Origin of the sequence: Pedobacter sp. N23S346, from assembly GCF_048515415.1 — a bacterium.
Classification (GTDB): Bacteria; Bacteroidota; Bacteroidia; order Sphingobacteriales; family Sphingobacteriaceae; genus Pedobacter.
In genome coordinates this window covers 58,725-74,832 of record NZ_JBLYEE010000015.1, presented here as the reverse complement: position 1 = coordinate 74,832, position 16,108 = coordinate 58,725, and the positions used below count along the sequence as shown (strand labels likewise).

Annotated in this window: 11 protein-coding genes; 7 read left to right on the top strand and 4 right to left on the bottom strand. The window is 38.9% G+C overall.

The genetic code is table 11. The annotated features are described in order from the left end of the window. Position 1: 1 nt before the first annotated feature. From ACN1CD_RS20855 to ACN1CD_RS20835, 5 genes are all read left to right on the top strand, one after another. Positions 2-1,516, top strand: a complete 1,515-nt coding sequence (locus ACN1CD_RS20855; RefSeq protein WP_419132347.1) for a SusD/RagB family nutrient-binding outer membrane lipoprotein — start codon at positions 2-4, stop codon at positions 1,514-1,516. 191 nt (positions 1,517-1,707) lie between these two features. After that, a complete protein-coding gene (locus ACN1CD_RS20850; RefSeq protein WP_419132346.1) occupies positions 1,708-3,180 on the top strand; it encodes an ankyrin repeat domain-containing protein in 1,473 nt (490 codons plus the stop codon). Between the two features lie 4 nt (positions 3,181-3,184). After that, positions 3,185-3,670: a DUF2271 domain-containing protein gene (locus ACN1CD_RS20845; RefSeq protein ID WP_419132345.1), complete on the top strand. Its 486-nt coding sequence runs from the start codon at positions 3,185-3,187 to the stop codon at positions 3,668-3,670. Between the two features lie 13 nt (positions 3,671-3,683). After that, entirely contained in the window at positions 3,684-5,876 is a 2,193-nt protein-coding gene (locus ACN1CD_RS20840) for a PepSY domain-containing protein (RefSeq protein WP_419132344.1), read from the top strand. A gap of 166 nt (positions 5,877-6,042) precedes the next feature. Beyond that, positions 6,043-7,140, top strand: a complete 1,098-nt coding sequence (locus ACN1CD_RS20835; RefSeq protein WP_419132343.1) for a Fic family protein — start codon at positions 6,043-6,045, stop codon at positions 7,138-7,140. 26 nt (positions 7,141-7,166) lie between these two features. Here ACN1CD_RS20835 and ACN1CD_RS20830 read toward each other — a convergent pair whose 3' ends face one another. The 4 genes from ACN1CD_RS20830 to ACN1CD_RS20815 all read right to left on the bottom strand — a co-directional run bounded on the left by ACN1CD_RS20830 (position 7,167) and on the right by ACN1CD_RS20815 (position 13,206). Further along, positions 7,167-8,168: an FAD:protein FMN transferase gene (locus tag ACN1CD_RS20830; protein WP_419132342.1), complete on the bottom strand. Its 1,002-nt coding sequence runs from the start codon at positions 8,166-8,168 to the stop codon at positions 7,167-7,169. Between the two features lie 129 nt (positions 8,169-8,297). After that, a complete protein-coding gene (locus ACN1CD_RS20825; RefSeq protein WP_419132341.1) occupies positions 8,298-10,697 on the bottom strand; it encodes a TonB-dependent siderophore receptor in 2,400 nt (799 codons plus the stop codon). 878 nt (positions 10,698-11,575) lie between these two features. Then, a complete protein-coding gene (locus ACN1CD_RS20820; RefSeq protein ID WP_419132340.1) occupies positions 11,576-12,232 on the bottom strand; it encodes a DUF6624 domain-containing protein in 657 nt (218 codons plus the stop codon). 359 nt (positions 12,233-12,591) lie between these two features. Then, on the bottom strand, positions 12,592-13,206 hold the full coding sequence (locus ACN1CD_RS20815) for a hypothetical protein (protein WP_419132339.1): 615 nt from the start codon (positions 13,204-13,206) through the stop codon (positions 12,592-12,594). Between the two features lie 206 nt (positions 13,207-13,412). On the opposite strand from ACN1CD_RS20815, the gene ACN1CD_RS20810 reads away from it, so the two are divergent. Next, positions 13,413-15,416 (top strand): sensor histidine kinase, encoded by a 2,004-nt coding sequence (locus ACN1CD_RS20810; RefSeq protein WP_419132338.1) that lies wholly within the window; start codon positions 13,413-13,415, stop codon positions 15,414-15,416. Further along, entirely contained in the window at positions 15,403-16,038 is a 636-nt protein-coding gene (locus tag ACN1CD_RS20805; RefSeq protein WP_419132337.1) for a response regulator, read from the top strand. Before ACN1CD_RS20810 ends, ACN1CD_RS20805 begins: the two co-directional genes overlap by 14 nt. Positions 16,039-16,108: the final 70 nt, after the last annotated feature.

Below are 16,108 nucleotides of genomic sequence, written 5' to 3'. Positions count from 1 at the left end.
AATGAAAATAAATTTAAATATATATCTGTTCACAGGGCTAATCATGATTGGTTTTAGTTCTTGCGAAAAGTTTTTGGATGTAAATGATGATCCAAACAATCCTGTTAATCAAAATTTACCTTTAAGTGCAAAATTACCAGCCGCACTTTTAAGCACCGTTAATCAGGAAGCCATTCAACTTAACCAATTGGGCGCTTTCTGGGGTGGCTATTGGGGAACCAATAGTGAGGGTATTAATCAGTATTTCAAAGAAAAAAGTTATGATGGTCCTTCCATCAGGCACCAGCGGGATGGGATTCCAATTTGGGAAAACGGTTTCCAAAATCTGCTTTATTATCAGTTAATCAAAGAACAGGGTCAGGTAGAAGGCGCAGGCTATTATGCCGGCATTTCTAAAATTATGCAGGGATGGCACTTTTTAAGGCTGGTTGATATTTACAACAATATTCCGTTTGATGATGCCTTACAAGGCACCAGGTTTCCAACGCCCCGCTATGAAGCTGGTGAGTTGGTTTACCAAAAATCGATCAACTTAATTACTGAAGGCATTAATGAAATAAAAGGTGCTGCAGCTGATCCAAGTATTGCCCGGGCTGACATTATATTTAATGGCTCCAAACCATTGTGGGCAAAATTTGGTAATACCATTAAGTTAAGGGCGCTGGTTCGGCAGAGCGAAAAAAATAATCAGGCTTACATTGCTGCGGAAATTCAAAAAATTCAGACAGAAGGAAGTGGTTACCTCGAACTGAACCAAAATGTAACACTCAAACCCGGTTATGAAAACACGGCAGGTAAGCTTAATCCATTTTGGGAAACTTATTACCGTAATGTTCAGGGTGCAACCACTGCTGCTTATGATAACTTAAGGCCAACAACATTTTTAATCGATCAATATAAACAACGGAATGATCCGCGTATGGCGAAAATTTATCAGGCCGTTGCAGGAGATTATAAAGGCGTGCTTTTTGGAAACCCGAATGCAACTGCCGAATACAATAGAAGTGTTACTTCTGCACTCCGTGGTCCGCAGGAAAATGGCAATGCTGCCGCAGGATTATTAAAAAGTGCTTTACAGCCATTGCTTTTAATGGGTGCTTTTGAAAGCCTTTTCTTACAGGCAGAAGCTGCACAGAGAGGGTGGATTACGGGAAATGCGAAAACATTGTATGAGCGAGGCATTCAATCGTCTTTTGCTTACAATGAAGTTCCGGCTACTGGTTTTGTTGCATATAATACGCAGGCTACGGTTAATTTTGATCAGGCAGCAGATAAAATCAGTGCTATTATCACACAGAAATGGCTGGCGATGAACGGTACTAACGGAATTGAGGCCTGGAGCGATTATAGAAGATTAGGACTGCCACTTATTCCTAATTCATTACAGGCTCCTTCGGCTACAGCCAGACCATTGCGCCTGATGTATCCGGAATCGGAAAGACAAACCAATAATGCAGAGGCTACCAGGCAGGGCGGCGACCAGGTAACTGTAGATAAAGTTTGGTGGGATAACTAATTTTCATAAATATAAAGCCGTAGATCAATTGATCTGCGGCTTCTATTTTTTATAAGAAACCCTAATCTGTAATTAATTTAAATAAATTGATTACAGACGACATTATTTAGAACGATTCTCGTTAACTTAGCAGAAATTCTTTAAGGTGTAGTTCCACCATGAGAATTAAAATTATAACTATTCAGCTCAAAATGAAAAAAATCCTCTTCGCCGTTCTTGCAATGGCTGCTCTGGGTGCACAGGCTCAAAAAAATACATTTCTGGAGCAATCCTTTTGGAAAGGAAATACAGACCTGGCCACCATCAAATCAGAAATTGAAAAGGGCAACAGTCCATCTCAATTAAACCAAATGTCATTTGATGCATCTGTTTTAGCGATTAATAACGCTGCACCTCAAGAATCGATTTTATATCTTTTGGCGCAAAAGGGTAATGATGTAAATAAGCTAACGCATGATAGCAGGACTTATTTATTCTGGGCAGCATCGAAGGGCAACATTCCGGTAATGGAATACCTGTTAAAAAATGGTGCTAAAGTAGATTTGCAGGATAGCCATGGTTATACACCATTAACTTTCGCAGCAGTTGGCGGTCAGGCAGATACTAAAGTTTATGATTTGCTGATCTCAAAAGGCGCTGACCTTAAAAAAGACCTGAATCACGATGGTGCAAATGCACTTTTAATCGCCATTGCAAATGATAAGAACTTTGCTTTGACTGATTATTTTGTATCGAAGGGTTTGAGTTTAAACAGTGTGGATGCAAATGGAAATACTGCTTTTAATTATGTTGCCAGAGGTGGAAACATCGAGCTGATGAATAAGCTGATTGCAAAAGGGGTGAAATACAATGATAATGCCATCATCATGGCGGCTCAGGGCGGTCGTGGATCTGCGAATGGTTTAGCTGTTTTTCAATACCTGGAGGGATTAAAATTAAAACCAACCGTTACCGGAAGCAATGGTGAGAATGCTTTGTTTTACATTGCCAGGAAACCAAAGCAGGAAGAAGTAATTGCTTATTTTCTTTCAAAAGGAGTAGATGTAAACCAGGCAGATAAAGAAGGTAATACTGCCTTTATTAATGCTGCTGGCTTTACCAGGGATTTAGGCACACTGGAGTTATTATCTAAAAATGTTAAAAACATTAACCAGGTAAATGCAAAAGGGGTTTCTGCTTTAGCAATGGCCGTTCGCAGCAACACTGGCGAAGTAGTGAAATTTCTTTTAGATAAAGGTGCAGATCTTAATGTTGCAGATAAGGAAGGAAACAACCTCGCTTATTACCTGTTTCAGGGTTATGGCCCTCGCGGGATGGAAGACTTTAATGGAAAACTAAAGGTTTTAACCGATAAAGGATTTAATATTGCTGCCATCCAGCCGAATGGGAATTCGTTATATCACTTAGCTGTTGCTAAAAACGATCTGGCTTTAGCCAAACTGGTGGCAGATTATAAAGTAGATGTGAACCTGAAAAATAAAGAAGGCTATACCGCTTTGCACAAAGCAGCGATGACAGCCAAAGATGTAGAATTGTTGCAGTATTTAATTGCTGTGGGTGCGAAGAAAGATGTGGCTACAGATTTCAAAGAAACACCTTATGATTTAGCAGCAGAGAATGAATTTTTAACCAAGAACAAAGTATCAATCGACTTTTTAAAATAATAAAATGAATAACTTTTTTAAATTGTGCCTGGCATTCGCACTTGTTTTGTCAATTCCATCGTTCAGTTCTGCTCAAAAAACAACTAAGTATAAATGCATGGTACAAATGACCAATTATGTTGGTGAGGGTGCCTATATCGCAGTATCATTAATTGATGCTAAAGGCGCTTATGAAAAAACACTTTATGTAATGGGTTCTGATAAAAAATGGTATCCTGATTTAAAGGAATGGAATAAGGCTTACAAGAAAAAACCAACCAATATTAGTGCCATTACCGGTGCATCAGTTACTGGTGGCGACCGTAGTGTAACGGTTTTGGATATTGAGACCGATAAAATTAATAAAGGTTATAAGTTGCGCTTTGAAACTGCTGTTGAAGACAATAAATACTATCAAAAAGATATCGAAATCCCTTTAACTACCGAAGGTTTGGCTGCTAAAACCGAGGGTACGGGATACATCAGATACGTACGCTTAAGCGCAAACTAAAAAAGCTTAATCAATGACAATTTCATTCTGGAGATACAGCCACTTAGCACTGGCGGTATCTTCTTTTCTTTTTATAGCCCTTGCTTCCGTTACAGGGATCATCCTGTCTTTTAAACCCATCACGGAGAAAACAACGCAATCTTACAAGGCTAAAAATTTCAATCAGCTTACGGTTGCTGAGGTTATTCCTAAACTCAAAAAATCTTATACCGATATTGGTGAGGTTACGGTAGATGTTAACCAGTTTGTAGTAGTAAATGGAACTGACCTTCAGGATAACTCCGGAAATTTTTACGTAGACCCCTCAACAGGAACATCGTTAGATAAAGTAGGTAAGGAGAATGAATTTTTCAGGTGGGTAACTACGCTCCACCGTTCCTTGTTCTTGCATGAAACAGGTAGGATTTTCATTGGCGTAACGGCCTTCCTTTTGTTTTTAATTGCCACTTCAGGCACGGCGCTCATTATTCAACGCCAAAGAAGTTTTAAGCAATTTTTCGGAAAGATTGTAAAGGATGGTTTTGCCCAATATTACCATGTGGTACTGGGCAGATTGCTGCTGATTCCAATCATCATCATTTCTTTGAGTGGTACTTTTTTATCGCTGCAAAGGTTTGGAATTATTAAAGAGCAAAAAATTACGCACAAAGTTGATTTCGATGCACTTAAAACTGATCCGCAGAGAAATGTCGCTGACTTTGAAGTATTCAAAAAGATTCCAATCAGTAAAGTTCAATCGATTGAGTTTCCTTTTTCTGAAGATGTGGAAGATTATTTCACACTAAAACTTGATGATAAGGAAATCACAGTTAATCAGATTACAGGTGAAATACTTACAGAACAAGCTTATTCAAAAGCGACTTTGTTCAATAACCTCAGTTTGGATTTACATACAGGCAGGGGCAGTGCCATTTGGGCGGCTGTTCTGGCCATTGCATCTGCCAATATTTTGTTTTTCATTTATTCGGGTTTCGTGATCTGGTGGAAAAGAAGATCGAGCAGAATTAAAAATAAATACAAATTTGATCAGGCAGACTTTATTATTTTAGTTGGATCTGAAAACGGAACAACTTTTAGATTTGCCAGGGCCATACATGAACAGTTGTTGAAAAATGGTAAAACATCTTTCATGGCCGAGTTGAACGATTACAAAATATTTCCAAAGGCGAAGCAATTATTAGTTTTTACGGCTACTTATGGTCAGGGCGAAGCGCCAACAAATGCCAGAAAATTCAGGTCTTTATTGGAGAAACATCCTCAAGCTAATGCGGTGGATTTTGCTGTGGTGGCTTTTGGCTCGCATGCCTACCCAGATTTCTGTAAGTTTGGTTATGAAGTAAATAATGCATTATCCCATCAGCCATGGGCGAAACCATTGGTCGAAATCCATACCGTAAATGATCGGTCGCCAGAAGAGTTTACCAAATGGGCAACGCTGTGGGCGCAACATTCAGAAATGGAGCTCACTTCATTGTCGAAATTATTGGAGGCAAAGCCTGTAAAAACACAATCTTTTGAAGTGGTATCGAAAACGGTTTCAACACATGCGGAAACATCATTTATTATCCGTTTGCGACAAAAGAGCAGGAAAAAGTTTACATCAGGAGATTTACTGGCTATTTACCCGGCTAACGATCATCGTGAGCGTCAGTATTCTATTGGTAAGATGGGCAATGATGTACAATTGAGTGTGAAACTGCATGAAGGTGGGTTAGGTTCTGGGTTTTTACACAAATTAGAAATTGGCCAAAAGTTAAATGCAGTGCTGATTAAAAATGAACATTTTCATTTTCCGGAGAAAGCCAAAACCGTAGTGATGGTATCAAACGGAACCGGGATTGCACCATTTTTAGGGATGTTAAACCAACATAGTAAAGGAAGGAATATTCACCTCTATTGTGGCTTTAAAAATAAGGCTTCCTTTTCACTTTATGAAAATGCATTAACAACAGAACTTTCCAAACTGACTAAACTAAACGTCGCCTACTCCAGAGAAGGAGAGAAGCAATATGTGAAAGATTTATTGATAAAAGATACTTCTTTTATTGGTGAAACCCTGAACGATGGTGGCGTAATCATGCTTTGCGGCTCGCTGAGCATGCAGAAAGATGTAATTGACTGGTTGGAAGATGCATGTTTAAAACTTGCCATTCAGGATGTAAGTTATTATCAATCGCGTGGACAGATTTTAATGGATTGCTATTAACAACCTGCTTATCCTATCACTTTAGATCTTCAGGTAACCTCTTGTTTTAAGGCTATTTTAATCAAATGCGGAGATTAGCTCCTTTAATCTCCGCATTTTGTGCGGAGATTAATTTGTTTTATGCGGAGATTATGGTTAAGTTTGGGTTAATCTTGCGGAGAATAACATGTACATATACCAGCACAAGGCTTGGCCAAACTTTACGTGGGATGAAAATCTTCTTTCCGGTTCATTGGCTCAGGTTCGATATAAGCAAGGAAAACTTCTTGGCAGGATGGAAGGATTTGGCTTTGATTTACAGGAAAAGACAACGCTTGAAACCTTAACGCTAGATGTATTAAAATCCAGCGAGATTGAAGGTGAAATGCTTGGCCGTGATGAAGTTCGCTCTTCCATTGCCCGCAGATTAGGCATGGAGGTGGCGGGGCTGGTACCTTCAGACAGGCATGTTGATGGCGTTGTTGAAATGATGTTGGATGCCACACAGCGCCATACGGTAGCATTAGATGCCGAACGTTTGTTTGGATGGCATGCGGCGCTTTTTCCAACAGGTAGAAGTGGCTTGTATAAAATTGTTGTTGGTAACTGGCGCAACAATACTAAAGATGACCCTATGCAAGTAGTATCTGGCGCGCTGGGTAAAGAAAAGGTACATTTTGAAGCTCCTGCCTCAACAGTATTGGATAAAGAAATGCTGCGGTTTACACAATGGTTTAATCAAAATAAAGATCTTGATCCCGTGATTAAAGCGGGTTTAGCGCACTTATGGTTTGTTACCATCCATCCGTTTGATGATGGAAATGGCCGGATTGCAAGGGCAATAACTGATATGCAACTGGCACGTGCTGATGAAACTTCTAAAAGATTTTACAGTTTGTCTGCTCAAATCAGAGTGGAACGAACAGCATACTATAACATATTAGAGAAAACACAACGTGGATCATTAGACGTAACAGCGTGGTTGGAATGGTTTCTTTCCTGTTACGATGCTGCACTTTCCAATACGGATCATACCCTGACCAAAGTAATACAGAAAGCCGACTTTTGGGAAAACCCTGACACTTTTGATCTCAATAAACGACAAAAACTGATGTTGAACAAACTTTTAGATGGTTTTGATGGCAAGCTGAATTCCTCTAAATGGGCTAAAATCTCCAAATGTTCTCAAGACACAGCCGGGCGAGATATTAATGATTTGATGGAACGTGGTATTTTAAAGAAAGAGGCTGCCGGGGGCAGAAGCACAAGCTATATTTTAAGCTAGCGTCCTGATATAGTGTCGGAAATATACTACAACTCTTTTTTCCACTTTTTAATCATTTTGTCGCTAATATTATCCGAATGATAAATCGAACCATCATCACCAAACATTATACAGCTAAACTTCGGGAACTGGTTGATAAATTTCAATCCGGCTTCTTTTCCCAGCACCATGATGGAAGTACTTAAGCCATTTGCCAGTTCTGCGTCTGGTCCAAAAATGGTTACGCTTGTTAAGCCTGTGGCGGGATAACCTGTTACAGGGTTGATAATGTGAGAATACCTTTTGCCATCAAATACCACGAACTTTTCATAACTGCCGGAGGTAACCACAGCACTGTTTTTTAAAGGTACAATGGTGTAAAGACTATCCTTCAAAAATGGGTTGGTGATGCCAACCGTCCAGTGGTTGCCTTTAGGGTTTTTACCCCAGGTACTCATATCGCCGGAGCCGTTTACGATTCCTGCTTTGATCCCTTTTTTCAGCATCATATTGCGACAGCGATCAGCGGCATAACCCTCTCCTAATGCACCAAAACCAATCTTCATCCCTTTTAATTTTAGAAAGATGGTGGAGTTTACGCTATCGAGAATAATGTTCTTATAACCCACTTTTTCAACAGATTTTTTAATGGCATCGGCGGTAGGCATTTCCGTCATCGAGCCATCAAATTTCCAGATTCTATCCATCGCTGCAAAACTGATATCAAAAGCACCACCTGTTATTTTGGATAAATAAAGTGCTCTTTTAGTCAACTCAAATACCTCCCTGTCTACTTCAATTGGTTTGATGCCCGCATTGCTGTTCACCTGAGAAATTTGAGAAGCGGGTTTCCAATCTGAAATTAAAAATTCAATCCGGCTGATTTCTGAGATTACCGTATCAATATTTTTTTCTGCCGTTTGTGCATCTTTGGCAACAATGGTAATTTCAAATTTGCTACCCATTAATAGTGTAGTTCTCTTTCTTAATACCTGTGCAAAAGCGGTAAAATTTAAAAGCAGGAAAAGGGTAATCAGCTTAGTTTTCAAAAGCAATTTCATTTGGTGATTAATATTCAAATTTAAGAAAGCAATTGCGAAAGATTGTTAATAACAGCCAATAAAAAAGGCCCCAAAGTAATGAGCGTTACTTTGGGGCCTTAAGTAAAAATGCTGTTTCTAGAATTTATATGATAATGTGGTCATGAACTGGCGAGGTGGAATCGGGTTCACACTGTAGTTCTCATGAACGAAATAATTTAACTCGTTGGTGATGTTTGAAATCTTCGCCAGTAAAGAAAGTTTTTTCCAGGTATACCCTGCAGATAAATCTAGTGTTGTGAATGACGTTAATGGAATAATTCCTGTTGATGAATTATTCTTAGTAGTATTTCTTCCTCCATTCCGATCACCAGTATAAAATGCTGATGCACCAAATTTCAAACCTTTTACTGCACCATCCTGGAAGGTGTAAAATAAAGTTCCATTGGCGGTGTTCTTAGTGGTGCCTACAATGCGCTCACCCTCCACTATACCTGATGTTGCCAATGTTGATGTATAGCGCATGTAATTGTAACTGTAACCAGCAATAAAATTTAAGCCATTAACTATTGTTCCAGATAGGTCAATTTCAAGACCATCACTAGCAGTTGCGCCAGAAAATTCACGTTTTGTCGGATCTGCTAAAGCAGCTTGCGCAAATTTGTCATTTTTGATTTTGTAAACTGTTAAGTTAGCAGAAAGCTTTCCATCTAAGAAATCGTTCTTGATACCCGCCTCATATTGGTCAATAATTGATGGCTCCATCGGGCCGTTGGTGGCGATATCAATCCCTGTGTTTGATGTAAAGTTATTTGAATAACTCACATATACCGAGGTTGATTTTAACGGTTCATAAATTAATCCGAATTTAGGTGAGAAAGCCTTGTCGATTTTATCTAGCGCAGTACCCTTTGTTTCTACACCATTCGCAAGTGTATTAATAGTTGTTGTAGGTGTTTTTTGAAATGACCAGCGAACACCTGCTAAAACTTTTAATTGTTTAGTCAGGCTTAATAGATCCTGAACGAAGCCACCCATTCTAAATACCGAAGCATCTGTATTAGAAAGTAATGTAGTTACGGGCATATTAAAATTACTCGGCTGATTAAATGACGCCGGATCTAACAAGTTTACGCTATCGTAGTACGTTGCTGTCCCTACTGCTGGTAAAACATTAGTAGATGCAAAGCCACCTGTAGTGGTTTTGGCCTGATCAGCATCTACTCCAACTAACAACGTATGTTTTATACCAGCTGTTTTAAAATTACCAGTTAAATTTAGCTGTTGGTTAAAAGTAAGTTCTTCAATATCAGAACGGGTTAATGCCCTGTTCCATACACCAGCAGCATTTGCAGCCGGACGTTCTGCAGAGAAATAATCTCTGTTATAAGCTTGAACTGATGCACTTACGTTCAATTTCCAATCTTCATTAAATTGATGATTTAAAACGGCCTGAGCTGTTGAGGTATTAGTTTTGTTATAAGCCCAGTTGGTATTGACGAATACATTTCTCCCAAGTGTAGATAATTTATTGCCAACCGTTCCCAGACCAAAATCTGGCGTAAAATTACTTTTTAAATAATCACCCTGAACAATGATTTCTGTTTTGTCATTTATCTTATAAAGTAAAGATGGATTTACATAAAATCTTTTAGACGATACATTGTCTCTAAAACTTCCAGCTGATTCATAAGTACCAATTACCCTGAATGCAATCTTTTTAGAAATTGGGCCATAAAAATCAAGAATAGGTTTATATAAATCATAACTTCCTACCCGCATGGACACCTCTCCACCATACTCAAATTTTGGTTTTTTGGTGACCATATTTACCACTGCTCCACCACTAACACCACCGTATAACAAGGCCGCGCTACCTTTTAGAACTTCCACTGATTCTAAAGTACTGGCTTCCGGACTTCCACCTATTGTTGTTCTGGCACCGTTTTTAAATACATTATTTGCACCTAAACTATAACCTCTTGCAAAAAAGTTTTCGCCAACCGATCCCCGATTTGCGCCAAGTGCAACTCCATTTACATTTTTCATCACATCTCCAAGGGTATTTGCCTGTTGATCGGCAATTACTTGTGTACCAATAATTTGAACGGCTTGGGGAAGATCGCGAGGTGCAATGGCAATTTTACCGAGATTTACTGGTTTCTGGTTTGGTGTTCTATAACCATTAACGGCTACTTCATTAAGTTGCGACGATGATTCTGCGATAGAGAATAAAACTTCAGCATCAGCACCAGCCGAAACAGAAACTTGCTTTTCCTGTGCAGATACACCAATTGCCGAAACTTTTATAGTATAGTTTCCTGCCGGAACATTTTTTATCTTAAAGTTTCCTTTTTCATCACTTTGTGCGGTCTTAGAAGTGTTTTTTAATCCAACACTTACAAAAGGAGCAGGGTTCCCATCGCTGGTTTTAACAGAACCTGATACCGATCCATTCTTTGATTGGGCATAGGTTACGCCAGTCAGGAAAATAAAGAGAATAGTTAATTTAAAAATTTGGGTAAATTTTTTATACATCTTATTTAGATTAATTCTTAGTGGCGCAAAAGAAAGAAATTAAAATGAGATTAGAAAACTATATTTAATTATTCTAAATAATAATAAGAAGAGTAGGGTATAATTAATATAGAAGATGTAATCAGGTACTTGCCGCGAATCAACTTACGAAGTTTAGTTTGCCTGTGTGGAGGGAAACTTCGTCAGTTTAAGAGATTAGTTTTTTTTACAACTTGTAGCACCTGTCTTTGCAATGATGTGAATCAACTTATGAAACTGAATTCGATTTATAGTATGCATAAATAGGATTTAAACAGTTTATTCTTGTTTTAACTACCCCGACTTTTAGGCACCCCTTCCAAAGGACTACAGTGTGAAAACAATTTATTTTGTAAAGATCTTTTTCCGCTCTTTGCCGCGGAGGCATAGTACTTTGGAGCGCCAAAGTATCCAAAGCGCTTTGTCAATCCAACTATGGGCCTTTTACACCACCTCACACACATCAAAAAAACAGCGGGCACTTCGTTTTGTGTTCAAAATTCTTTTAAGCTTCGAACCTGCATTTATGAACACAAAACCACTACGTTTAAGGTTAGTTAGTGCCGTACATACTATTCTACAACTGTTTTTTTGATTTCTCTGGCCCTTGGGATTGACGGCGCTCTTCGGTAAAGCCTATGCTTTATTAAAGCTGGTTAGCAAAATGCATAAAAAATACGCCTATAAGATGTTTCCACACGATCATCCAAGGAGTGGAATAGTGATCGCTATTCTCTCCGATGCATCTGAGGGTGGTCGCAGACCGGGGTGTAAAAAGCAATAATAATTATTGATCTCAGGTTACGAAGTTTAGCTGCCTGTGCAGTGGGAAAACTTCGTCAGTTTAAATAATGAATTTACTAGTTCTTTTTTCGCATCTTTTCCTGCGCGGCTTCTATTGGTAAATCCTTATCCCAGATCACTTCAGATTGATAGTTCTTTTTAAGTAATTCAATATATTCATTCATCGGCGTAAGGCCCATTTGATTCCTGCGGTTATCCAGGCCATCCGGATTTTCTATTGGCCAAACAGTTACGACCTGACCATTTTTAATGGTTTGAGTGCCAAAAACTTGTTTTTTTCCGCTCCTGAGTAGCATTCTGTCCTGTAGCGTTGCCAGATCTGATTTTGCCACAATACCCATATCTGCCTGCTTCTTTAAAACAGGGAAATATTTAGACATATAAGCCGTATCGGCATGATCGATAACCAGAAAGATGGTATTATTTTCAATAGCACTAAGCCCTTTTGGCCAGCCACACTGATCCAGAAGTGATGCGATATAAAGCTGATTCTGCCGATCACTGGTTTTCATTTCCAGGGCAACTTTTTTCATCGCTTCCGGATTTTTCGTTGCCATTTCTTTAATTAATTTTGCCCTGATTTCCTGATCCGCTTCCCTGATCATTTTAAGTTTCTGACTAATGGCAAGACCATCATAACATTGTACATCCTGTGCATTAGCTCGGTTAAAGGCCAGAAAGAGCAGAAAAAAGTAAAAGATTTTTTTTAACATGATTCAAAATATATTTAAAGTTTTGCGTGTATTTAGTGCAGGTAAATTAATGAATTTTTAATTAATATACGAAATATTTCGTATATTAATGTGCGCTCTTTTTATATTATGATTTTAAAAATAAATGTGAAGTAATTGGATGAGCCTAACCATGGATTTTTTAGTTTATTAAGAGGCTGTATCATAATTCGAAATGTAATCCCGAGCCTATCGAAGGACTTATGAAAAATGTCTTTAACGGTGTTTCTACAAGCTCAACATGACAAATCTTAATAAATTTATGATACAGCCTTATTGGTTAAATTTTATCAGGTTTTAAGGAATCATTCAAATCCTTGAAAGAGGTAGGGCGAATGTATTTAAGGATTTACCAGGTCATTGTAAGGTAGGTTGAAGGAGCCATTGGTGATGCTAATCGCCTGTCCGGCCTGGTTTCGCACCGTTCCGGAAAAAGTCCCCTTAATTCCTTGCTTACTGATTTCTTCTATTTTTACGGTGAAAACATCATCCGCCCAGGATGTATTCCAGATCAGTGTGCCTTTATCTGTTTGAATATAGTAACGGGCGATCATCCCCATTTCTGCAGGCGTGCTGTAGGTACCTACGCCTATATTTCCCCCTTGCTTCCATATTTCGAAATCAAGCCCCGGAGGGCCGGGATTAGTATTGCTAAGCAGGCTACTTTCAAAACCGCCAACAACAATGTGTTCCCAACGGTCGTCGTTTCCACCGCCTTGAAAGTTTACAGAATAGTAGTTAATCTCTTTTCCACCTACAGTTGCTTTGAAAAAGTAGTTTTTAGCTTCTTCGGCTCCGCCACCACCATCTTTCTTACATCCGCCTAGCGAGAAGAGCATAGAAGCGGTCAGTAATGTCATAAAAAGTAGCAGAAATCTGGGTTGAATGATATTGCGACTGGCTGCTTTCTTTTGCCGGGGATGATTTCTTTCCCTTGTCAATATAAATTTTCTCATGTTTTCATCGAATTATGTAACATGCAAAACTATTCCCAATGCCCGAGATAATAAATACCACTTTTAGTCGGTTTATTTCTACTGGTTTTTAGGTATTTTTGGCTTGTTGATCCCCGTTTTTCGCCATTTGTAGATTTTTGGCAGATATTTACTATCCTTAATAAAAAAAATATAATAGCCTTTATTAATTGGGCTCATTTTAGCTGATGAAGAAACTATTCCTTATACCAGTTCTGCTTTTGGTCTGCCTGTTTGTAGCCGCACAGCAGCAATTGCCGCTCAATGAAGATCGATATGTAGATAGTCTGCAAAATGTTATCAACAGTAATAAGCATGATAGTTTAAGGGCTGAAGCCAGTTTTACTTTAGTGTATTACTGGAAGGTGCGAGATACCGTAAAAAGTAAAACATATCTTGCTAAAGGGAGGAAACTTGCAGGCAATTCTCCATACCTTAAGGCCTTAACACTTTTTTACGAAGGCCAGTATTACTCTGCACAAAACCCTAAAAAAGCAGCTGTTTTTTTTAAGAAAGCGGAAGAATCGCTTGCGCCAATCCATACCAAAAATGCCTATCTCAAACGGGCTTCTGCCTGGTTCTTTTATGCACTTATGGAAAAGGATACGAAAGGATATGAATTTATTACCCGTATAACCCTTGATCATGTTATTCCACTGGCCAATAAATCTGGCGATATGGAAGATATTGCGCATTACTATGGTCAGCTTTCTACGGTTTTAATGAATAACTATCAGTTTGCTAAAGCCGCAGAATATGCACAGAAGGCCATTGGGATCCTCGAAAAGCATGCGCCAAAATCTTCTTCACTGGTTATTTCCTACCTCAGTGGGGTGAGTATTTATTGTTATGATAATCAATCGCCAAAGGCTAAAAAACTACTCGAAAAGGCGCATCAATTGTTATTGCCATTTCCAGCATCTGTAAATTATCCGCTTTATTATTATAATGAGGCACTTTATTATACTACAATTCAATCCTATTCAGCTGCATTAGCCAGTATTGATAAAGGAATTGGAATGGCAAAAAGGTTAAAACAAACCCAGCTTTATCAACAATTTATCTTTAGAGAATATGATATTTATAAACAGCAAAAAGCCTATGCAAAAGCTAAAAATTTATTGCTGGATGTGATTTCGGAAGGTACACTGGTGGCAAATATTAATGATAAAGCTACCATTTATGGGGAGTTAGCAAGCATTAATGGCTACCTTAAAGATTATAAGCAAGCCTACGAGTGGTTGCAAAAAGCGAAAGTAATTACAGATAGCATAAATGGAAGTCAAACGAAGTTAAAAATTAATGAGTTGGAGGCCCGCTTTAGAAAGGCAGAAGATCGGCAACGAATTGCAGCACTACAAAGCCAGGCCAAGCAGGCTTTACTAAAGGCAAAGAATGGAAATTTAATGATGTGGCTCCTGGGAATGGGCTGTCTCCTTATCATCATTGTGCTTTTATCGCTGTTGATCTATTCGAGATATAAACGGAAACTTTCTGAGCAGCGGGAGATCAACTTTGCTCAGAAACTGGAAGAGATGGAGCAACGTGAGAAGCTAAAAGTTACCGAAGCCATGCTTGATGGAGAGGAGCTTGAACGGGAGCGGGTGGCCCGAGATCTTCATGATGGTTTGGGTGGAATGTTGGCTGGCGTAAAAATCGGATTATCCGGATGGAAAAATAATACGCCGGAGGTTTCAAATGATCATGAATTACTCCGGGTAATTGGTCAGCTGGATTCTTCTGTGACAGAACTGCGGAGAATTGCCCGTAACATGGTGCCAGAAACGCTGTTGGATTTTGGACTGGAAGTGGCGTTAAAGGATCTTTGTGAATTTTATATGCGAGCAGATTTGAAGATTAATTTTGAAGCCTTCAATATCAAATCTGATATCGCCATTGCGGTACAGCTTCATATCTACAGGATTGCACAGGAATTGCTTTCTAACGCCATCAAACACGCTCAGGCATCAAGCATTATTTTGCAATGTAGTCAGGATAACAGTATTTTTCTAATTACCATTGAAGATAACGGCATTGGTTTTGATCGGGCCATGCAAGAGAAAAGTAAGGGGATGGGCTTGAAGAGCATCATGAACCGGGTAAATTTCTTCAACGGAAATCTGGAAATCCAGTCTGAAAAAGGTGAGGGAACAACCATTAATATTGAATTGAAGATAGATGCAAAAAGATAAGCTGCTGACTGCGATAGTCGATGATCACCCTATTGTTATTGAAGGGTTAAAGAACATGCTCAAGAATGAGCCCAATATTGAAGTTGTTGGTGGTTTTCAAAATGGAGCAGAAATTTTGTCTTACCTGGAAACGGGGAACGTAGATCTGATTCTGCTCGATATTACCCTTCCTGATATGAATGGAATGGAGCTATGTTTAGAAATTAAAAAGAAATATAGATCTGTTATTGTGTTAATTCTAAGCAATAGAACGGAGCGTAGTATTGTGGTACAGACGATTCAGAATGGCGCAAGTGGATACTTGCTCAAAAATAGTTCGCTTGATGAACTCAGGCTCTGCATTGCAGAAGCAGTAAAAGGAAGTATCTGTTACAGCAAGGAAGTAATGGAGATTCTCAGTCGCCCATCCAGGAATGAATTAATTGCAGCCCCGCGGTTAACCAAACGCGAAAAACAGATTCTCGAATTGATCGCCCAAGGCAAAACAAGCCAAACTATTGGCGAAGAATTATTTCTTAGTCCGCTAACGATTGATACCCACCGGAAAAATCTCCTTCAGAAATTTCAGGTTAGAAATGTAGCGGAGCTGATTATGTCTGCTAACCGACAGCATTTATTTTAGGTGGTGTTTTTAATGATTGAATGATTGAATGTTGAATGATTGAATGTTGAATGACTGAGTGTTATAATGA

Bases quoted from the DNA above. Each gene is read 5' to 3' on its own strand.
- ACN1CD_RS20825 (WP_419132341.1), bottom strand. From the start codon at position 10,697: ATGTATAAAAAATTTACCCAAATTTTTAAATTAACTATTCTCTTTATT.
- ACN1CD_RS20845 (WP_419132345.1), top strand. From the start codon at position 3,185: ATGAATAACTTTTTTAAATTGTGCCTGGCATTCGCACTTGTTTTGTCA.
- ACN1CD_RS20820 (WP_419132340.1), bottom strand. From the start codon at position 12,232: ATGTTAAAAAAAATCTTTTACTTTTTTCTGCTCTTTCTGGCCTTTAAC.
- ACN1CD_RS20850 (WP_419132346.1), top strand. From the start codon at position 1,708: ATGAAAAAAATCCTCTTCGCCGTTCTTGCAATGGCTGCTCTGGGTGCA.
- ACN1CD_RS20810 (WP_419132338.1), top strand. From the start codon at position 13,413: ATGAAGAAACTATTCCTTATACCAGTTCTGCTTTTGGTCTGCCTGTTT.
- ACN1CD_RS20840 (WP_419132344.1), top strand. From the start codon at position 3,684: ATGACAATTTCATTCTGGAGATACAGCCACTTAGCACTGGCGGTATCT.
- ACN1CD_RS20835 (WP_419132343.1), top strand. From the start codon at position 6,043: ATGTACATATACCAGCACAAGGCTTGGCCAAACTTTACGTGGGATGAA.
- ACN1CD_RS20815 (WP_419132339.1), bottom strand. From the start codon at position 13,206: ATGAGAAAATTTATATTGACAAGGGAAAGAAATCATCCCCGGCAAAAG.
- ACN1CD_RS20805 (WP_419132337.1), top strand. From the start codon at position 15,403: ATGCAAAAAGATAAGCTGCTGACTGCGATAGTCGATGATCACCCTATT.
- ACN1CD_RS20855 (WP_419132347.1), top strand. From the start codon at position 2: ATGAAAATAAATTTAAATATATATCTGTTCACAGGGCTAATCATGATT.